The 18313-nt window shown below is 75.1% G+C and carries 18 protein-coding genes; 12 read left to right on the top strand and 6 right to left on the bottom strand.

The features are described 5' to 3' along the window. Window positions 1-173: 173 nt before the first annotated feature. Window positions 174-422 (bottom strand): SCO4226 family nickel-binding protein, encoded by a 249-nt coding sequence (locus EF903_RS08300; protein WP_114056356.1) that lies wholly within the window; start codon window positions 420-422, stop codon window positions 174-176. 355 nt (window positions 423-777) lie between these two features. Here EF903_RS08300 and EF903_RS08295 point away from each other — a divergent pair, with 355 nt between their 5' ends. The 3 genes from EF903_RS08295 to EF903_RS08285 all read left to right on the top strand — a co-directional run bounded on the left by EF903_RS08295 (window position 778) and on the right by EF903_RS08285 (window position 5209). Further along, window positions 778-3006, top strand: coding sequence for a xanthine dehydrogenase family protein molybdopterin-binding subunit (locus tag EF903_RS08295; RefSeq protein ID WP_125542396.1), 2229 nt, complete (start codon window positions 778-780; stop codon window positions 3004-3006). A 23-nt stretch (window positions 3007-3029) separates the two neighbouring features. Next, the gene (locus tag EF903_RS08290) at window positions 3030-3485 is read left to right on the top strand and encodes a (2Fe-2S)-binding protein (RefSeq protein ID WP_125542394.1); all 456 of its coding nucleotides are present in this window, start codon (window positions 3030-3032) and stop codon (window positions 3483-3485) included. Between the two features lie 260 nt (window positions 3486-3745). Further along, window positions 3746-5209, top strand: a complete 1464-nt coding sequence (locus EF903_RS08285; protein WP_312845897.1) for a helix-turn-helix domain-containing protein — start codon at window positions 3746-3748, stop codon at window positions 5207-5209. Window positions 5210-5303: 94 nt separating this feature from the next. On the opposite strand, the gene EF903_RS35825 is transcribed toward EF903_RS08285, so the two are convergent. Then, the gene (locus EF903_RS35825; protein ID WP_125542390.1) at window positions 5304-6527 is read right to left on the bottom strand and encodes a CdaR family transcriptional regulator; all 1224 of its coding nucleotides are present in this window, start codon (window positions 6525-6527) and stop codon (window positions 5304-5306) included. Between the two features lie 277 nt (window positions 6528-6804). On the opposite strand from EF903_RS35825, the gene EF903_RS08275 reads away from it, so the two are divergent. The 6 genes from EF903_RS08275 to EF903_RS08250 all read left to right on the top strand — a co-directional run bounded on the left by EF903_RS08275 (window position 6805) and on the right by EF903_RS08250 (window position 13357). Continuing rightward, entirely contained in the window at window positions 6805-7215 is a 411-nt protein-coding gene (locus EF903_RS08275) for a hypothetical protein (RefSeq protein ID WP_114056354.1), read from the top strand. Continuing rightward, a complete protein-coding gene (locus EF903_RS08270; protein WP_125542388.1) occupies window positions 7212-7988 on the top strand; it encodes a transcriptional regulator in 777 nt (258 codons plus the stop codon). Before EF903_RS08275 ends, EF903_RS08270 begins: the two co-directional genes overlap by 4 nt. A 113-nt stretch (window positions 7989-8101) precedes the next feature. After that, the gene (locus EF903_RS08265) at window positions 8102-8566 is read left to right on the top strand and encodes a roadblock/LC7 domain-containing protein (RefSeq protein WP_114058764.1); all 465 of its coding nucleotides are present in this window, start codon (window positions 8102-8104) and stop codon (window positions 8564-8566) included. 43 nt (window positions 8567-8609) lie between these two features. Continuing rightward, window positions 8610-8981: a hypothetical protein gene (locus EF903_RS08260; RefSeq protein WP_125542386.1), complete on the top strand. Its 372-nt coding sequence runs from the start codon at window positions 8610-8612 to the stop codon at window positions 8979-8981. A 179-nt stretch (window positions 8982-9160) separates the two neighbouring features. Beyond that, the gene (locus EF903_RS08255; protein ID WP_185902572.1) at window positions 9161-12736 is read left to right on the top strand and encodes a bifunctional glycosyltransferase family 2 protein/CDP-glycerol:glycerophosphate glycerophosphotransferase; all 3576 of its coding nucleotides are present in this window, start codon (window positions 9161-9163) and stop codon (window positions 12734-12736) included. A 138-nt stretch (window positions 12737-12874) separates the two neighbouring features. After that, complete coding sequence (locus tag EF903_RS08250) at window positions 12875-13357, top strand: VOC family protein (RefSeq protein ID WP_125542382.1); 483 nt, start codon at window positions 12875-12877, stop codon at window positions 13355-13357. Between the two features lie 50 nt (window positions 13358-13407). Here EF903_RS08250 and EF903_RS08245 read toward each other — a convergent pair whose 3' ends face one another. Further along, complete coding sequence (locus EF903_RS08245) at window positions 13408-14133, bottom strand: Sir2 family NAD-dependent protein deacetylase (RefSeq protein WP_125542380.1); 726 nt, start codon at window positions 14131-14133, stop codon at window positions 13408-13410. Window positions 14134-14278: 145 nt separating this feature from the next. Between EF903_RS08245 and EF903_RS08240 the strand changes: the two genes are divergently transcribed. Beyond that, window positions 14279-14713, top strand: a complete 435-nt coding sequence (locus EF903_RS08240; protein ID WP_260614953.1) for a hypothetical protein — start codon at window positions 14279-14281, stop codon at window positions 14711-14713. Window positions 14714-14793: 80 nt separating this feature from the next. Next, on the top strand, window positions 14794-15660 hold the full coding sequence (locus EF903_RS08235; RefSeq protein ID WP_125542378.1) for a GNAT family N-acetyltransferase: 867 nt from the start codon (window positions 14794-14796) through the stop codon (window positions 15658-15660). Between the two features lie 63 nt (window positions 15661-15723). On the opposite strand, the gene EF903_RS08230 is transcribed toward EF903_RS08235, so the two are convergent. From EF903_RS08230 to EF903_RS08220, 3 genes are all read right to left on the bottom strand, one after another. Beyond that, complete coding sequence (locus EF903_RS08230) at window positions 15724-16167, bottom strand: subtilase-type protease inhibitor (protein ID WP_185902571.1); 444 nt, start codon at window positions 16165-16167, stop codon at window positions 15724-15726. 235 nt (window positions 16168-16402) lie between these two features. Then, a complete protein-coding gene (locus EF903_RS08225; protein ID WP_185902570.1) occupies window positions 16403-16870 on the bottom strand; it encodes a Crp/Fnr family transcriptional regulator in 468 nt (155 codons plus the stop codon). An 82-nt stretch (window positions 16871-16952) separates the two neighbouring features. Further along, window positions 16953-17255 carry a hypothetical protein gene (locus EF903_RS08220; RefSeq protein WP_125542376.1) on the bottom strand — a complete coding sequence of 101 codons (303 nt, stop codon included), beginning with the start codon at window positions 17253-17255 and terminating at the stop codon, window positions 16953-16955. A 251-nt stretch (window positions 17256-17506) separates the two neighbouring features. On the opposite strand from EF903_RS08220, the gene EF903_RS08215 reads away from it, so the two are divergent. Next, window positions 17507-18313: glycoside hydrolase family 5 protein (locus EF903_RS08215; RefSeq protein ID WP_260614956.1), on the top strand; the 807-nt coding region annotated here is incomplete at its 3' end.

The following is an 18313-nucleotide window of genomic DNA, read 5'->3' as shown; positions in this document are numbered from 1 at the left end:
TGAAGCAGAAGGGCCTCTACGACTCTGGCACAGGCGTGAAGGGGCTGTAAGGCGATTGGCAACATCCGTCCCGGGCTTGCTTCTGGCATATGCCTGGGGCTTCCCGGCGGCCGGCCGGGGTGTGCGAACGGTTCTGGCCACCCCTCGGCGGACCCGGCCGCCGGGTCCGCCCGTCACACCGTGATCGGCACCGGGTGGATCTCGTTGGCGGGGTGGCCCGTGCGCTCGTGGATCCGCTGGACCGCCTCCGCGGACGGTGCCTCCGACAGGCAGTACACGGTGCCGGACTCGGGGTCGGCCCAGGCCCGCTCGAAGTGCACCTTCTCCTCCGCCTCGATCGCCAGGTCGGCCCGGTGGGCGGCGGACAGCTGCTCCGCCGTGATGCCCTTCATGCCGTGGTGGACGTCCATGAACTTCGTCACCGCTGCACACCTCCTCCATGCACTCGGCAGGACGGGTCTCCTTCTTCCATCGTCCGCCCTCGGCCGGAAAAAGGCGCCAAGGGCGCTCGCGATCGAATGTGCGGCCTACGCGGCTCACCCCGGTGGGGCGTTCGCTTCGCACAGGGCGCCGGAGTGCGCCGCCACGGGGGACCCCCGAACGAAGGACCCCCGCCCGGGCGCGTGCGCGCCGGGGGCCCCGCAGCCCCGGCCCGCGTTCCGCTTCCACGTCCGCCCCGCCCCCGCTACGCTACCCGTCGGTAAGGGCCGGCAGCGGCGGAAGCGGGCAGCGGCGGAGCGGGCCCGACCCCGGGCCCGGAGGACGGGGCACAGCGACATGACCGAGGTCCACCCGGCAGCCGGGCCAAGCCGCCGCTCCTTCCTGACCCGCCTCGTCGCCGCACCGACGCTCGCCCTCGTCACGCACGGCGCCGCGGAGGCCCTCGCCCCGCACGCCGCGCACGCCGCCGTCCCCTCCCTGCCCGCCCCGGCCGACCTCGTCGACCTCGGCGACCTGTTCATCCTGGCCGGCGCGCCCACCGCGGCCCTGCTCGCGCTGGCCGTCGACCCCGACGGCACCGTGCGCTTCCGGCTGCCGCGCGAAGAGGTCGGCCAGGGCCTGACCACCGCCGTGGCCATGCTCGTCGCCGAAGAGCTGGACACCCCGCTCGCCACCGTCCGCGTCGAACTCGACGACGCACGGCCCGAACTGCTCTTCAACCAGCTCACCGGCAGCTCCAACTCCGTCCGCTCCCTCTACGGGCCCGTCCGCCGGACCGCCGCCACCGCCCGGGCCCGCCTCCTGGCGGCCGCTGCCCGCCGCTGGAGCGTCCCCGTATCCTCCCTCACCACCGCGGAAGGCGCCGTCCGCGCCCCCGACGGCCGCACCGCCGGCTACGGCAGCCTCTCCGCGGCCGCCGCCGACCCCGCCCTGCCGGTACCGGCGGCCGCGCCGAAGGAGCGGAAGGACCACGCCCTCGTCGGCAGGCCGACCGGCCGGATCGACGCCCGCGCCATGGTCACCGGCGCCCAGCGCTACACCCTCGACCTCGACGTGCCCGGCGCCAAGCCGTGCGTGGTGCGCCGCCCGCCCACCCTCGGCGGGACGGTGCGGTCCGTCGCGAACCTGGCGGCCGTCCGCGCCATGCCCGGCGTGCTGCACGTGGTCACCATCCCCACCGGCGTCGCCGTCGTCGCCGAGACCTTCGGCCAGGCCCTCGACGCCAAGGCCGCCCTCGACATCGCCTGGGGGCCCGGGCCCGCCGACCGGCTCTCCGACGCCGACATCCGGGCCCGGCTGCACGCCGCGGTCCCGCCGCTGGCCGTGCCCCCGCTGCTCACCCCGTACGTGGACGCCGCCTTCGACTTCGCGTTCGTCGGCCACGCGCCCATGGAGACCAACTGCGCCGTCGCCGACGTCCGCGCGGACCGCGCCGAGGTCTGGTCGGGCCTGAAGTCCCCGATCGTGGCCCGCCAGACCATCGCCGCCGAGCTCGGACTGCCCGTGGACAAGGTCGCCGTGCACGTCGTGCAGGCCGGCGGCTCCTTCGGCCGGCGCCTGTTCTTCGACGCCGCCCTGGAGGCCGCGCGCGTCTCCCGGGCCTGCGGGCGCCCCGTCCGCCTGATGTGGACCCGCGTCGACGACACGCGGCACGGCCGCATGCGGCCCGCCACCCACCACCGGATCCGCGCCGCGTACGCCCTCGGCGAGGTCCTGAGCTTCGAGCACCGGGTGGCCGCCGCCGAGACGGACTTCCGGCACGGGCTCGGCGAGATCATCACCGCGACCGCCGCGCACCTGCCCGCGGGCATCGGCAACGCCACCCTCGCCCAGACCCTCTTCCACACCACGGTCGCCACCCCTTACCACTTCGGGCTCACGACCCACGGCCTGAACGAGGTTCCCACCGGCATCCCCACCGGCTCCTGGCGGTCGGTGTACTCCGCCAACACCCGCGGCGCCGAGGAGATCGTCGTCGACGAACTCGCCGCCCGCACGGGGAAGGACCCGTACCGGTTCCGGCGCGCCTTCCTCAGGAACGACGACCAGCGCGCCGTCCTCGACAAGGCCGCCGCCGAGGGGGAGTGGGGGCGGCCCCTGCCCGCGGGCTGCGCACAGGGCATCGCCTTCCACGAGGAGTACCGCTCGCGCACCGCGTGCCTCGTGGAGATCGACACCCGCGACCCCGGGCACGTCCGCGTCACCCGGGCCGTCATCGCCGTCGACGTGGGCCTGCCCGTCAACCCGCGCGGCCTGGAAGCCCAGATGATCGGCGGCCTCGCCGACGCGATCTCCACCACCCTGCGGGCCGGCCTGCACATCGACAAGGGGCTTCCGCTGGAAGGCAGTTACAGCCAGTTCCACTGGGCGCAGCAGCGGGACACCCCGCGCGACGTACGCGTCTTCGTGCTGCCCGCCACCGGGGAGCGGCCCGGCGGCGCCGGCGAACTCGGGGTGCCCGCCGCGGTCGGCGCCGTCGCCAACGCCTGGGCGAGGGCCACCGGCCGCAAGCCGCGCAGCTTCCCCCTCGACTTCGACGTCGACTTCACCCCCTACCCCCGCTGACCGGCCGAATCAGGAGCGCTGCCGTGCCCTTGCAGACCTTCACCCTCAACGGCGAGAGCGTCACCGTCGAGGCGCCGGACGACCTGCCCCTGCTGTGGGTGCTGCGCGACCTGCTCGGGGTCACCGGGCCCAAGTACGGCTGCGGCGTCGACGTCTGCAAGGCCTGCACGAGCCACCTCGACGGCCGGGACGTCCGGCCGTGCGTCGTGCCCGTCTCGGAGTGCGCGGGCAGGACGGTGACCACCATCGAGGGGCTCGCCGACGGCGACCGGCTGCACCCCGTGCAGGAGGCCTGGCTCGAACAGGACGTGTCGCAGTGCGGGTTCTGCCAGCCCGGCCAGATCATGGCGGCCGTCGCGCTGCTGCGGCGGACCGCCGAGCCCACCGACGAGGACATCGACGCGATCGCCAACATCTGCCGCTGCGGCACCTATCCGCGCATCCGGGACGCCATCCGCAGTGCCGCCGCGCGCATGTGAGCGGGAAGGCCCCGGGAACCCCCCGTGGTACCCGGGACCGACACTGTGCCCAGCCTAGGCGCGCGGCGGCCGCGGTGCAGGTTCAGCACTGCACAGCGAGCCGGAGAGAGGGGTGTCACAGCGCACAGCGGGGGAGCGGTGGTTGAATGCGGCGGCGTCCCGAGCACCGAACGGAGCCTGCCATCCCGAACCCGCCCGCACCGACCACGCCGGCGCGCCCCTCCGGCACCCCGACACCGGCGCAGATCCGCTCCGACGACGTGCTGAAGCTGCACCGCCTCGCCCACTCCGGCGGTTCGGCCGCCGTCCTGCGGTGGCTCGGCGCCCGACTGGGCGGCTGGGCCGGGGTGGTCGGCGCCGGCGCAACCGCGGGACCCGACCCGCACGGTACGGCGGACCCCCGCACCCCCGAGCTCGCCCTGCGGGGAGCGGCCGAACTCGCCGACCGCGGCCTGCGGTCCGCCGTCCTGGACGACGGCGGATCCACCGCGCTGCTGTTCGCGCTGGGGGAGGGCCGCGCGCTCGCCGCCGTACTCCCCCCGCCGCACGACCCGGCCGCCCCGGCGCTGCTGGCGGACGCCGCCGTGCCGCTGGCCCTCGTCCTGCGCGCCGAAGCGGCGGAGCGGCGCGAGCAGCGGGCCGAACTCGCCGAGTCCCGGGCCCGCGAGGCGGTCCTCCACCTGCTGATGAACGGCCGGCTCTCCACGGCCCACCAGATCGCCGAGGCGCTCTCCCCCTCGCTACCCGAGCCGATGCGGATGTACGTCGTCGCCTGCCGGCCCGGCGAGCGGACCGCCGTCGCCCGGCTGTGCGGAGAGCTGACCGGCGGCAGCGCCTGGGTGGTGCGCTGCCCGGTCTACGAGGGCCACCTGATCGTGCTGGTGCCCGCCGGAGGCCCGGACGGACCGGACGGGCACGCCGCCCTCGGCGCGGCCCTTGCCGCCGCCGTCCCCGGAGGCGCCGTCGGCGCGAGCGGAGAGCTGCCGCTGCGCGAGGCCCCCGCCGCGTACACGCAGGCGTTCCACGCCCTGGCCGTCGCCCGCTCCCGCCCCGAGCGGCACGCCCGCTTCGGCCCGGGCCCGGAACCCGAACTGGCCGCCCACGCGGCCGGGTCCGGCTGGGCGGCGGCCGTGCTCGCCCCGCTGCACACGTACCGGCCGCGCCGGCCCCAGGACCCCGGCGCGCAGGAGCTGCGGGCCACGGCCCGGGCCTGGCTGGACTTCGGACCCCACGCCACCCGGCTCCTGAAGGTACACCGCAACACCCTCGCGACGCGGCTGCGCCTGATCGAGTCGCTGACCGGCGCCGACCTCTCCCGGCTCCCCGACCAGGCCGCCCTCTCGCTCGCGCTGCGGCTCACCCCCGACGGTCCGCTCGCCGGGCCCGCCGGCCCCGGGGCGCCGCCCGCCGGCCTCGGAGCGGGCCTCGACACCGTGCTGCGCCACCCCGACGTGGCCGCCTGGGCCCGCGCCCACCTCGCCCCGCTGACCGGCCCCGACGCCCCGCCCGGCGCGTACGGGACGGTCCGGGCCTGGCTGCGCCACGACGGCCGCCTGGCACCGACCGCGGCCGCGCTCGGCATCTCCGTACCGGGCACGCGCAAGCGGCTCGCCCGCACCGAGACCGTCCTGCAGCGCTCCCTGCTCCGCTCGCCGAGCGCCCGCCACGACCTCTGGCTGGCCCACCACGCCGCGGAACTGGACGGCGCCGCGCCGCCATGCTGAGCCGCGGACGGCCCGTTCGGAGGGCCGCGGCTTCGGGGAAGTGTCGTCAGGGACGACAGGGTCAACGTGTCCATGCCGGCGCCCCGGCCCTCTGCTACGGCGCCCTGCGCGGGCGGTGGTGCCGGGGCGGGGTGGCGGCGGGGTGCTGGAGGCAGGCGGTGTGGGCCAGGGACAGTTCGACCACGTGCGCCGGGTCGGACAGGGAGCGGCCCGTCAGCTGTTCGAGGCGGCGCAGCCGGTTGGAGACGGTGTTGCGGTGGCAGTACAGGCGCTGCGCGGCCTGCGCCGTCGAGCCCTGGCAGGTCAGCCAGGTGCCGAGCGTGGCCAGCAGCACCCGGCAGTCCTCCGCGGGCAGCGCCAGCACCGGGCCGAGCACCACCTGCCGCAGCCGGTCCGCCAGTTCGGCCTGCGCGGCCACCAGCGCCATCGGCAGCCGCTCGTCGAGCAGCGCCGCGCCGGTGCCGGGCGCGCCGGTGCCCGCCGGGGCGGGGACGGTGCGCAGTGCGAGCGCGGCCAGCCAGCGCGCCCGCGTCAGGTCGCCGGGCGCCTCCACCACCGGGCTGATGCCGGCCCGCACCCCCAGCGGGGCCAGCAGCTCCCGCACCGCCTCCAGCGGGTGCGGGCCGAGGTCCACCAGGCCGGTCTCGCCGTCGGAGCGGATCCGCCACAGCACCCGCGGCCCGGCGGCGGCCGACGGCTCGGCCGGTACGCCGCCGCCGGCCCGGGGGCCGAGGACCGCCACCGCGAACCGGCCCCGCTCGGGGAGCCCCAGCTGCGCCGCCGCCTCGGAGACGGCCGGGCCGTCGGCGGCGCCCCCGCCGTCCAGCAGCGCGTCCAGCAGGGCCGCGCGGCGCTCCCGGTCGCGGTCGCAGCGCGCCGCCTCCGTTCGCCGGTACGCCTCGGCCACCGCGTCCGTCATCTGGTCCAGGACGTCCCACAGCACGGAGGCGAGCGGCAGCAGCCGCGGCAGGGCGTCCGGGTCGTGCGCCGTGACCGCCTCGGTGAGGGTGTGCCACAGCAGCCGGCCGCCGCGCCGGTACGTGCGCAGCAGGGAGGCGAGCGGCAGTCCCTGCTCGGCACGCAGCGTCCCCGTCGCCCGGGCGTCGGCGAGCTCGACCGGCAGCCCGCGCGAGCTGCGCACCAGCCCCTCGACGGACTGCGCGAGGTTGTGGTGGATCCGGTCGCGCAGCTCGCCGCGGCCGAGCAGGGCGGCGTACGCGGGGTCGTCGGCCAGCGTCCGCTCGGCGAGCCGGTCCGCCGTGACGGCGATGCGGCGGGAGAGGTCCTCCCGTATCTCGTCGATGATGATCGGCTCCATGGGGGGCAGGGTGGCACGGAAGCCGGACCGGGGGACAGGGCCGGGCGGCCCTTCCGCCTGAGGGTCCGCGAGGGGCGGCCGTCGGACATCCGCCGCGCCGTGATCAGCAATCACGGTCAAAAGTTGTCGGGTTCCGGCCAAGGTGTCGCGCGGTTCCGCGCATGTTCCCGCGGAAAATGCCGGAAGGCCGTTGCACGCTGCGGAACTTGAGTAGGTTCCCTCCTGTCGCGCCGAAGGACCGTGCACTTCGCACATCTGGCCGGGAGGGGAGCCCGCGTTGCCCGGGATCGACGAATGCCTGCTCGAAGCCATGGCGCTGCCCGGTGCACGCGGCGCCGCGCTGGTGGACTGGAGCAGCGGGCTGGCCCTGGGTACCGCCGGGGACTCGCCGGTCGGGGACCACGAGACCACCGCGGCCGAGACGGCGGAGCTGGCCCGGGCGGCCGCCGAGTACGAGTCGTTCGCGCAGGCGGGCCCCGATGCGGCGCCGGGCGCAGCGGCCGACCGGGCCCAGCCCGTGGAGGACGTGATCGTGACCACCCGCAGCGGCTACCACGTGCTCCGCTTCGTCGAGACCAGCTTCGACAGCAGCGTCTTCCTCCACCTGTGGCTGGACCGCACCGAGGGCAACCTCGCCCTCGCCCGGCACAGACTCAGGGCGCTCGCGGAGGGGCTGGTGCTCAGATGACCGCCCTCGCCGCCGCCGTGTCCCCGCTGCTCACCCGGCTCGCCGCCGAGCGCGCCACCGGCGCCCTGCTCCGCGACCGCGGCACCCTCTTCCTGGAGGACGGCCGCATCGTCCACGCGGAGAGCCCCGCCACCCCCGGCCTCGACGTCCTCCTCACCACCGGCGGCGGCCTCGCCCCCGAACGCTGGCGCGAGGCCGTCGACCGGGCCGGCGCCCGCCGCCAGGTCGCCCGCTTCCTCGTGGACAGCGGCGGCCTCGCCGGCGGCGAACTGGAGATATGCCACCTCGCCGCCATCTTCGACGCCGCCTTCTTCGCCCTCTCGCCGGGCAGCGGCCCCTCCCGCTTCCGCCGCGGCGCCACCCACTGGATCGGCTCCGTCCGCTCCGTCCCGGCCGCGGCCGTCGAGCGCGAGACGCGGCGCCGGCGGGAGCTGCTCGACGCGGTGTGGCCCTACCCGCAGCTCGACACCTCCCCCGTGGTGCCCCGCGCCGCCGCCCCCGGCCAGACCGTCACGGCCCGCCAGCGCGCCCTGCTGGCGTACGCGGACGGCCTGCGGACCCCGGCGGACCTCGCCTGGGTGCTGGGCCGGCCGGCCTTCCACACCCTCCTCGACGTGCGGCGGCTGGCCGCGGCCGGACTGGTGGAGACCCCGCTCGCACCGGTCCGGGCCGTGCGCGCCGCGACCACCCTGCCCGACTGGATGACCGACACCCAATCCCCGGACGTGGCGCTGCTCCGCCGGTTACGCGACGCACTGGAGGCAAGCCTGTGAGGCTCCCGCTGCGACCGGCTCTGCGCTCAGAGCGCGCCGCCGACCGCTCCGAGCACGCCGACCGCTCCGAGCGGAGGCAGCCCGAAAGGAGAAGAGCCGACATGAGCACGGCGATGGTGCCCGCCGAGGCCGAAGCCGAGATACTCGCCGAGCTCCGCCGGCTCCGAGCCCGGGTCCCGCAGCTCAGCGGCGCCCTGGCCGGCAGCTCCGACGGGCTGGTCCTCGCCCAGGACAGCGCAGCCACCGAGGTCGAGGCCGTCGCGGCCCTGACCGCGGCCGCCCTCGGGGTGGCCCAGCGGCTCAGCGACAGCACCGGGCAGGGCGGATTCCGCGAGCTGCTCGTCCGCGGCGAGCACGGCTACGTGGCCACCTACGCGGCCGGCGACGCCGCCGTCCTCACCCTGATCGCGGAGCCCCGCGTCAACGTGGGCCGGCTGCACCTCGAAGCCCGCCGCTCCAGCCTCCGCATAGCGGAGCTGCTCGACCACACCCTGGCCCGCCGGGTCGCGGCAACCGCCCCGCCCCGGCCCCCGCTGCCGCCCGCGCTCCCGCCGGCGCGGCCGGGTCCGGCCGGCTGATCCGCATGCATCACCCCACCACCCGAAGAAAGAGGAACACACCGTGAACGTCGAAACCGCGCTCAAGGAAGCGACCACCGTGATCGACGGCGCGATCGGCGCCGCCCTCGTCGACTACGGCAGCGGCATGGCACTCGGCACCGTCGGCGGCGGCAAGGAGCTCGACCTCGGCGTCGCAGCCGCCGGCAACACCGACGTGGTCCGGGCGAAGGTCCGCACGATGGAGATGCTCGGCCTCAAGGACGAGATCGAGGACATCCTGATCACCCTGGGCGGCCAGTACCACCTGATCCGGCTGCTGAAGGGCCGGGGCGCCTCGGGGTTCTTCCTGTACCTCGCGCTGGACCGCGGCCGCGCCAACCTGGCCATGGCCCGACACCAGCTGAAGAAGATCGAGAACGAGCTCGAGATCTGACCCGGGGGCCGGCCCGACACCGACGCCGAGGTGGCGGACGGCGGAATTCTTTGCCGTCCGTCCCGGCGGACCATGGGATATGTCCAGGATGGGGGGACTTTATCATCCTGTAACCGAGTAGGATGCTCTCACCTACTGATCATCCCAAGAGCTTTCCCACGCTGGAGAACCCGCACCCCATGCCCCCGCGCCTGAGCATCGTCGTCCCCGTCTACAACGTCGAGCTCTACCTCGACGAGTGCCTGGAGTCCATCGCCGCCCAGACGTTCGCCGACTTCGAGTGCATCCTGGTCGACGACGGTTCCACGGACAACAGCGCCGCCATCGCCAAGGCCTTCGCCGCGCGGGACAAGCGCTTCCGGGTGGTCATGCAGGAGAACGCCGGCCTCGGCGCCGCCCGCAACGTCGGCGCCCGGCACCTCACCGAGGGCACCGAGTACCTGGCCTTCGTCGACAGCGACGACACCATGCCGGACTACGCCTACGAGCGGCTCATCGCCGCCCTCGACGAGACCGGCTCCGACTTCGCCGGCGGCAACGTCAAGCGCTTCCGCTCCGTCGGCATGCAGCAGTCCTGGGGCCACCGGGCGGCCTTCGCCAAGACGCAGCTGAAGACCCACATCTCCAAGTTCCCCGCACTCGTCACCGACCGCACCGCCTGGAACAAGGTCTACCGCCGCAGCTTCTGGGACGAGCACGGCTTCCAGTACCCCGAGGGCATCCTCTACGAGGACGCCCCGGTCAGCATCCCCGCGCACTACTTCGCCTCCAGCGTCGACATCCTCAGCGACTGCGTCTACCACTGGCGCGTCCGCGAGACCGGCGAGCGCTCCATCACCCAGCGCTCCACCGACCCGGTCTCCGTCATCGACCGCGTCACCTCCGTCCGCCTGGTCCGCGAGGCCCTCAAGGCCAAGCAGGGCGCCAAGTACACCCGCTACCTGCGCGACTACGACCACAACGTGCTGAGCGAGGAGCTTCCGCTCATCTACAAGTACGTCGGCGAGGGCGGCCCCGATTTCCGCGCCGCGTTCGTCGAGCACGTCGGCGGCCTCATCAAGGAGATCGGCCCCGAGCCGTGGCCGAACCTCACCGTCGCCGACCGCCTCAAGGCGTACCTGGCCGCCGAGGGCCGCGTGGAGGACTTCATCGCCCTCTGCCACCACCAGCGCGACTACGACTACAGCGTGCCCGTCAAGGGCCTCGCCCGCCCGCAGGCCGACTACCCGTTCCTGCAGGGCCGCCCGCCGGTCCCCGCCAAGCTCCTCACCCTCGGCACCCGCGAGCGCCGCGTGGTCAGCCGCCTGGAGCAGGCCGTCTGGAAGGACGGCAAGCTGCTCCTGCGCGGCTACGCGATCCCCGGCCACCTCGGCGCCGAGAACCGCCTCGCCTCCCGCAAGGCCCTCGTCTTCCGCGAGGGCGGCAAGCGCCGCCGCACCGTCGTGGGCGCCCGCACCGTCGCCTCCCCGATGGCCACCGTCAACGCCCCGCACCTCGCGCTGCGCCACGCCGACTGGGCCGGCTTCGCCGCCGTCGTCGACCCGAGCGTCTTCCAGTCCGGCGGCAAGTGGCGCGACGGCATATGGACGACCTCCATCGCCGTCACCGGCCCCGGCGGCCTCCACCGCGCCCGCCTCAAGGGCGGCGAGTCCGACACCGGCCAGAACCCGCCCTCCCACTGGGTGGCCCCCGACGTCCGGATCCTCCCCAACGCCCAGGGCGCCCTGACCATCCAGGTGGAGGTCGTCCGCGCCCGCGCCCTCGACGTCCGCCCCAGCGGCGGCGACGCCCTCGAAGTGGCCGGCGAACTCGCGGCGGGCGTCAGCGGCGCCACCCTTCGCGCGGTGCACGTCTCCACCGGCACCACCGCCACCTTCCCCATCGAGACCGGCACCCCGCGCGGCGGCCGCACGCCGTTCACCGCCCGTGTGCCGCTGGCCGACCTGGCCGCCGTACCGGACGCCGAGACCGGCCCCGGCGAGTGGGCCCCCGAGCCGTGGAGCCTCTCCGTCACGGGAGCCGACGGCCGCGAGCACCGCCTCGCGCACGACGAGCGCGCCGGATTCGCCGGCCTCGTCCTCCCGCTGCCCGGCGAGGACGCCGGCCGGTCCGTCTACGCCAAGCGCGGCAACACCGGCCACCTCACCCTCTCCGTGCAGCCCTCGCCGCCGCTGGTGGACTCCGTCTCCGCGCAGGACGGCACCATCACCCTGGCCGGCCGCTTCACCGCCCCGACCGACGAGCCGTACGAGCTCGTCTTCCACGACGCCCGCGGCACCGAGTTCAGCTACCCGGTCACCCGGGACGGCGACCGCTTCGAGGCGGTCTTCGCGCCGCTCCTCCCCGAGCCGTACGCGGGCCGCACCACCCTGCCCTCCGGCCGCTGGTGGCCCACCCTGCGCCCCGTCTCCGAGGGCGGCGCCACCGCCGGCCTGCTCGGCGTCGACCGCGGCGCCCCGGTCCAGTTCGCGCCGACCGCGCTGCACGCCGGCCCCGTCGCCCTCACCGCCGAGGGCCGCCGGATGCGCGTCGAGGCCCGCTTCCACGACCGCATGGTGCTCGTCGCCGACCCGATGCTGAGCCCGCACGACCGCAGCCGCTACGCCCAGCGCGTCCTGCGCTTCGAGACCTACCCGGCGCGCCGCGCCCTGCCGCTGAAGGACATCGTCGTCTACGACGCCTTCCAGGGACACGGCGGCGGCGACTCCCCCCGCGCCATCCACGAGGAACTCCTGCGGCGCGGCGAGAAGCTCGACCACGTCTGGCTGGTCCGCGACGGCCGCACCGAGGTCCCGCCGACCGCCCGCGCCGTCCAGCACGACAGCGTCGAGGCCTGGGACGCCCTCGCCCGCGCCCGCTACTACGTCGTGAACGACAGCGTGCCGCGCCGCTTCCGGCGCCGCCCGGGCCAGGTCGTCGTCCAGACCTGGCACGGCACGCCGATCAAGGAGATCGGCCACGACTTCATCCACGACTACTACACGAGCCCCGACATCCTGGAGGGCCTGGAGCACGACAGCGCCCAGTGGACGCTGCTCGCCTCCCCGAGCTCGTACGCCACCCCGATCCTCAAGCGGGCCCTCGGCTACGAGGGCGAGGTCATCGAGTCCGGCGCCCCCCGCACCGACGCGCTCGTCCGCCCCGACGCCGAGCGGATCGCCGAGGTCCGGCGCCGGCTCGGACTTCCCGAGGGCAAGAAGGTCGTCCTGTACATGCCGACCTGGCGGGAGAACCGCGAGGACTGGTCCGGCGGCTACAAGCTCGACCTGCAGATCGACCTCGACGCGGCGCGCCGCGAGCTCGGCGAGGACCACGTCCTGCTCGTCCGCGGCCACCACCACGTCACCGAGCAGGTCCGCGACCGCGCCCGCGACGGCTTCGTCGTCGACGTCTCCCGCTGGCCCGACCCGACGGACCTGCTGCTCGTCGCCGACGTGCTCGTCTCGGACTACTCCTCCGTCCTGTTCGACTTCGCGCTGACCGACCGGCCGATCCTGCTCTTCACCTACGACCTGGAGCACTACCGGTCCACGCTGCGCGGCTTCAACTTCGACCTGGCGGAGAAGGCCCCCGGCCCGCTCCTGGACGACTCGGCCGCCCTCGTCGGGGCCATCCGCAACGCCGACGCCCTCGGCGAGGAGTACAAGGAGGCGCGCGCCGCGTTCCGCGCCGAGTTCTGCGACCTGGACGACGGCCGTGCCGCCGAGCGCGTCGTCGACCGGATGCTGGCGAAGGGCGCCGCCGGCGAGGCGTAGTCCGAACGGGTGCACTCCGGGCACCCGGCGCAGCCGGCCCCGGGCCACCGATGAATTCGGGGCCCGGGGCCGGTCTACAAGGGACACGGGGGCGGCGCCCGACCGGGCGCCCCCGACGCACCCTTCCGGGAGGCAGTCATGAGCAGCAAGGGCTTCACCACGTGCCTGTGGTTCGACGGGGAGGCCGAGGCCGCCGCCGCGTACTACGTCTCCGTCTTCAAGGACGGGCGGATCGGCAGGACGGCCCACTACACCGACGCCGTGCCCGAGCGGGCCGGCGAGGTGCTGACCGTCGAGTTCGACATCAACGGGCAGAAGTTCGTCGGCCTCAACGGCGGCCCCGAGTTCCGCTTCTCCGAGGCGATCTCGTTCCAGATCCACTGCGACGACCAGGCCGAGGCGGACCGCTACTACGACACCCTCGTGGGCGACGGCGGCGAGGAGTCGGCCTGCGGCTGGGTCAAGGACCGGTTCGGGGTGTCCTGGCAGGTCATCCCGCCCGGGGTCATCGACCTGGTCACCGACGCGGACCCGGGCCGGGCGGCCCGCGCCACCGCCGCCATGCTCACGATGAAGCGGCTGGACGCGGCCGAGCTGCGCAGGGCCGCCGACGCCGCCTGACCGCCCGGGCGGGCAGACTCCGTGCCCGGCCGGCGGGCGCGGGGCGCCGGTCAGGCGGCGAGCGCCCCGAGGAGCGCCGGAAGGGCCGTCCCGATCGGCTCGCGGACCACCTCGTCCGCGAGCCCGTCGTACGGGGTCTCCTCCGCGTTCACGATCACCAGCCGCGCGCCCGCCTCGGCGGCCATCCCGGCCAGCGAGGCCGCCGGCTGCACCTGGAGCGTCGAGCCGACCGCGAAGAACACGGTGCAGTTCTTCGCGACGGCCACGGCCTGCGCCAGCACCTCCGGGTCGAGCCGCTCGCCGAACATCACCGTCGCCGGCTTCAGGATCCCCCCGCAGGCCGTGCAGGCGGGGTCCGCCTCGCCCGCGGCGACCCGGGCCAGCGCCTCGTCCATCGGGGTGCGGGCGGTGCAGGCCGTGCACACCACGGCCCGGGCGGTGCCGTGCAGCTCCAGGACCTTCCGCGGCGGCATGCCGGCCAGCTGGTGCAGTCCGTCCACGTTCTGCGTGATCACCCGGACCGGGACGCCGGCGCGCTCCAGCCCGGCCACGGCCAGGTGGGCGTCGTTCGGCCGGGCCTCCAGTGCCCCGAGCTCGGCGCGCATCCGCCAGGACCGGCGGCGTACCTCCGGATCGGCCATGTAGTGCTCGTACGTGACGAGCTTCTCGGCCCCGGGGTCGCGGCGCCACAGCCCCTCGGGCCCCCGGTAGTCGGGGATTCCGGAGTCCGTGGACACTCCGGCCCCGGTGAACACTGCGACGAGCGGCTTTCCCATGCGGTGACCCTACGGACGGCGCAGGGCCGCCCGCGACAGGATTTCGCCGCACAGGGCCGTTTCTGCGGTGAATCCCGCCCTCCACCGGAGTGAGATCCGGGGCCCGCCCCCGCCAGGGCCCCCGGCCGCCGGTTACACATGCCGCATGAAGCTCATGCCGTACGGCCTCGGCGCCGCGCTCTGTGCCCTGCTCGTGCTCCCCGCGGCCGCCCCGGCCTCCGCGTCCGCCTCCGCGGATCCCGGCCCGGCGGCCGCCGCGGGCCACAGCCCCACGGCCATCGGCGCCTTCCTCATCGACTTCTACGGTGAGCACGGCCCTTCCGAGCGCGACCGGGAGCTGCGCGTCTCCCAGCACCTGAAGGACAGACAGGCGCACAGCGCGGACCTGGACGTCCTGCTGTGCGCCCGTTCCGCGCCCCGGGACATCGGCATCGGCCCGGCCACCGTGGCCCCGGGCGCCGGCATCGGCTGGGCCACCGTCACCACGTACTGGGCAGGCGGCGGGACGGACACGTTCACGGCGTACGTGCGGCTGGACTCGTGGCCGATCAGGCTGGACGACGTCGTCTGCGCGGGCTGACGATCCCGGCGGGCCGGCGGACGGCCGGGGACCTCCGGGACGCCTGCGGGCGTTCCGCGCCTTCTGCTACAACACGGCACATGACGGGATTCGAGATCACCGGCGCGAGCGGCGCCGACATGGAGCTCATCCGCACCTGGGCCGATGCCGAAGGCTGGAACCCGGGCGACACCGACCGGTTCGCGTTCGCGGTCGCCGATCCGGCGGGCTTCCTCGTGGGCCGGCTCGACGGCGAGCCGGTGGCCTGCATCTCGGCCGTGCGCTACGGCACCGGCTTCGGGTTCATCGGCTTCTACATCGTCCGCCCGGAGTTCCGCGGCCGCGGCCACGGCCTCCAGGTGTGGCAGGCCGGGATGAAGCGGCTGGACGGGCGGCTCGTCGGCCTCGACGGAGTGGTCGAGCAGCAGGACAACTACCGCAGGTCCGGCTTCCTGCCGGCCTGGAACAACGTCCGCCACGAGGGCCGCCCGCGGCCGGACCGCGGCGGCCCCGCGGGCAGCGGCGCCGCGGCCGGTTTCGAGCTCGTGGACGCCGCCTCGCTGCCGTTCGAGCAGCTCGCCGACTACGACCGCCGGTTCTTCCCCGAGGCCCGCGACGGCTTCCTCGCCGCCTGGACCGGGCTGCCGGGCCGCACCGCCCTCGCCGCGGTCCGCGGCGGCCGCGTCGCAGGCCTCGGTGTGGTCCGGCCGTGCAGCGGCGCGGCCCGGATCGGCCCCCTCTACGCGGCGTGCCCGGACATCGCGGCCGCCCTGCTGCACGCCCTCGCCGAGCGGACCCCGGACGGGGTCGTCGCCGTGGACGTGCCGGACGCAAACGCGTCGGCCACCGCCCTGCTGGCCGGGCTGGGCATGGAGCCCGTCTTCGAGGCCGCCCGCATGTACACGGGGCCCGCCCCGCGCATCGACATGGCCGGCCTGTACGGGGTGACGAGCCTCGAACTCGGCTGACCGGCGGGCGGGGCCGGACGGCGGTCGCACGGCGCCGCCCGGCCCCGCCGGTGCGGGGCGGCCTCAGAACGCGAACAGCGCGCTGCTGGTGTGGTACAGGCCGCAGGGGTTGGCGTAGGTGTGGACGTAGCTGAACTTCCGGCCCTGCCACACGCCCTCCGCGGTGACCGTCAGCGGGTTCCACTCGCGGGTGCAGTCGACCCCCGGGCCGGGCTCGGCGATCCTGTCGAGGTCCGCGGCGTGCCGGCGCATGTCGGCACAGGCCCGCGCGGGGGAGGGGTGCGTGCCGCGCGCCTTGGGGGCGCAGCTCAGGGTGACCGCGCGCTGGACCGTCCCGTACGCGGGGTCCTCCCCGGCGATGACGGAGAGGACCAGGGCGGAGGGCGGGTACATGCTCTGCGTACCGGTCGTCGCGGCGCCGGCCGCTCCGGGCCAGGCCAGCGCGGTGAACGCGGTGAGCGCCATGGCGGCGGAACCGAGGCCGAGACTCCGTGCGATGGACCGCATTGCGAACTCCCTAGGGTGGGTTGCTTCGGATAGCGGACAGGAGTCTTGCCGACACACGCCGTGAACGCCCGTTCGCACTGTCATTTCTCGTCACGTTTCGTGAGCGAGTGTATGCAGTCCGCAGCGGCCCCGGGTGCACTGACCTGTGGGGGAGCGCGCCGGGGATTCGGCCGAACACACACGCTGAAACGTTTCCCGTACGGGTGTGCCCGGCCGCTCCCGGCGCCGGCGGAGGCTACTGGACGGCGGACGCGGCGCGCGGCGCGTACATGTCCAGCAGCCGCGTGCGGGTCTGCTGCAGGCGCAGGGCGAGGACCCGCCCCACCCAGTGCCCGACCGCGGATCCGAAGGCCGGGTCGGCGTCCATCGTCATCCGCACGGCGGTCGCGTCGAACTCGTACGCGCGCACCGGGGTCATCGCCTCCGCGCTCAGCTGCCACACGTACGGCGGGAACAGCCACGACCAGCCGACGAGCTCCCCCGGCCCGAGGTTCTCGATCGGCGTCGGCCGCCGCCCCCCGGGCACCGGGGTCTGGAGGGTGACCGTGCCGGAGCGCACGATCCAGAACGCCTCGGACGGCGATCCCTCCTCGAAGATCCGGGCGCCTTCGGGGAAGTTGACCTCCACGGCGTGCGACATCAGCCGGCCGCGGTGCTCGGCGGAGAGGACTGCGGCGATCCGGACAGGGGATGGTGTGCTCACGACGGCCTCCGATCAGGGTCCCCCGCTAACCCCAGTGTCGCCGACGCCCCCCGGAATCCGGGGCACGACGCAAGCCCCGCCTTCAGTCCTCCGCGCCGGCCTCCAGACAGGCCAGCTCCATCGCGTCGAGCACCGCCTCGTGGCTGCGCCGGCTCAGCTCGGCCACGCTCTCGATCTGGGCCGTCGCCCATGCCGCCAGCGTCATCACCAGGACGCGCAGCCCGTCCGTGCCGTGTTCGGCGAGGATCGCGTCGGCGACCGCCATCGCGTCCTCGGGCACGCGCTCCGCCGGCTCCAGACCCGCGAGCCCGCGCAGCATGACGAGGGTGCGGCGCGAGATCTCCGGCGTCATCCTCGCCAGCCGCAGGTCCTCTTCCTCGTCCATCCGCCCCACCCCTCCGGTCCCCTTCTGGCTTCCGCTGAGGGCACGGTAGAGGCAGGAGCCCGCCGCCGCAGGCCGTTTCGCCGGGCCGGGCCGCCGAGCACCCCGTGCACGCGGCTTCCACCCTTGCTGACCGGCCGGTAACTTGGCCGCGGCAGCCGCCCGGACCCCGGGCGCCCGACCGGCAGGAGCCGCCCGTGCAGAGCCTCGTCCGCCCCCTCCTCGCCCTCCTCCTGGCGGCGGCAGCGTTACCCGTGTCGGCCCTTCCGGCGCAGGCCGCGCCGCCCGCGGCCGGCACGGTTCCCGCCGCCGCCGGGACGACCGCGGCCGCCGAGGAGTGGACCCCGCCGCTGTCCACCCGCGGCCGCTGGATCGTCGACGCCGACGGCGACCGCTTCCGGCTCCGCTCCGGCAACTGGGACGGCGCCCAGGGCTCCTGGAACGGCTCCGGCGACCGCACGGACCCCGCCGCCCACCACGCCGGCCAGAACTCGCACGGGATCCCCCTCGGCCTGGACCGCGTCCCGATGCCCGCCCTCCTGGCCGACTTCCGCGCCCTCGGCCTCAACAGCGTCCGGCTGCCGTTCTCCAACGAGATGCTGCGCACCGCCGCCCCCGTCCCGGACGCGGCGGTCGCCGCCAACCCGGCCCTGCGCGGGAAGACGCCGCTCCAGGTGTTCGACGCCGTCGTCGCCGCCCTCACCGACGCCGGCTTCGCCGTCATCCTCAACAACCACACCGTCACCACCCGCTGGTGCTGCGGGCTCGACGGCAACGAGCGCTGGAACAGCGGCCAGACCACCGCCCGGTGGGCCGACGACTGGGTGGCCATGGCCCGCCGCTACCGCGGCAACCCGCGCGTGGTCGGCGCCGACCTCTACAACGAGGTCCGCCGCGACACCTTCCACGACCCCAACTGGGGCCTCGGCGACGACCGCGACTGGCACGCCGCCGCACAGGAGGCCGCCGACCGGATCCTCACCGAGGGCAACCCCGACCTGCTGATCGTGGTCGAAGGCATCAACTGGACCGGCATCCCCGTCGACGGGTTCCCCCACGGC

It is taken from the genome of Streptomyces sp. WAC05292 (assembly GCF_003949955.1).
Lineage (GTDB): Bacteria > Actinomycetota > Actinomycetes > Streptomycetales > Streptomycetaceae > Streptomyces > Streptomyces globosus.
The sequence above is the reverse complement of the archived record's forward strand: the minus strand, read 5'-3'. Positions and strand labels throughout refer to the sequence as shown.

Excerpts from the sequence above, each read along its gene's own strand:
- EF903_RS08270 (WP_125542388.1), top strand. The coding sequence starts at position 7,212 with ATGACCGCCCTCGCCGCCGCCGTGTCCCCGCTGCTCACCCGGCTCGCC.
- EF903_RS08240 (WP_260614953.1), top strand. The coding sequence starts at position 14,279 with ATGAAGCTCATGCCGTACGGCCTCGGCGCCGCGCTCTGTGCCCTGCTC.
- EF903_RS08265 (WP_114058764.1), top strand. The coding sequence starts at position 8,102 with ATGGTGCCCGCCGAGGCCGAAGCCGAGATACTCGCCGAGCTCCGCCGG.
- EF903_RS08255 (WP_185902572.1), top strand. The coding sequence starts at position 9,161 with ATGCCCCCGCGCCTGAGCATCGTCGTCCCCGTCTACAACGTCGAGCTC.
- EF903_RS08235 (WP_125542378.1), top strand. The coding sequence starts at position 14,794 with ATGACGGGATTCGAGATCACCGGCGCGAGCGGCGCCGACATGGAGCTC.
- EF903_RS08230 (WP_185902571.1), bottom strand. The coding sequence starts at position 16,167 with ATGCGGTCCATCGCACGGAGTCTCGGCCTCGGTTCCGCCGCCATGGCG.
- EF903_RS08245 (WP_125542380.1), bottom strand. The coding sequence starts at position 14,133 with ATGGGAAAGCCGCTCGTCGCAGTGTTCACCGGGGCCGGAGTGTCCACG.
- EF903_RS08250 (WP_125542382.1), top strand. The coding sequence starts at position 12,875 with ATGAGCAGCAAGGGCTTCACCACGTGCCTGTGGTTCGACGGGGAGGCC.
- EF903_RS35825 (WP_125542390.1), bottom strand. The coding sequence starts at position 6,527 with ATGGAGCCGATCATCATCGACGAGATACGGGAGGACCTCTCCCGCCGC.
- EF903_RS08295 (WP_125542396.1), top strand. The coding sequence starts at position 778 with ATGACCGAGGTCCACCCGGCAGCCGGGCCAAGCCGCCGCTCCTTCCTG.
- EF903_RS08220 (WP_125542376.1), bottom strand. The coding sequence starts at position 17,255 with ATGGACGAGGAAGAGGACCTGCGGCTGGCGAGGATGACGCCGGAGATC.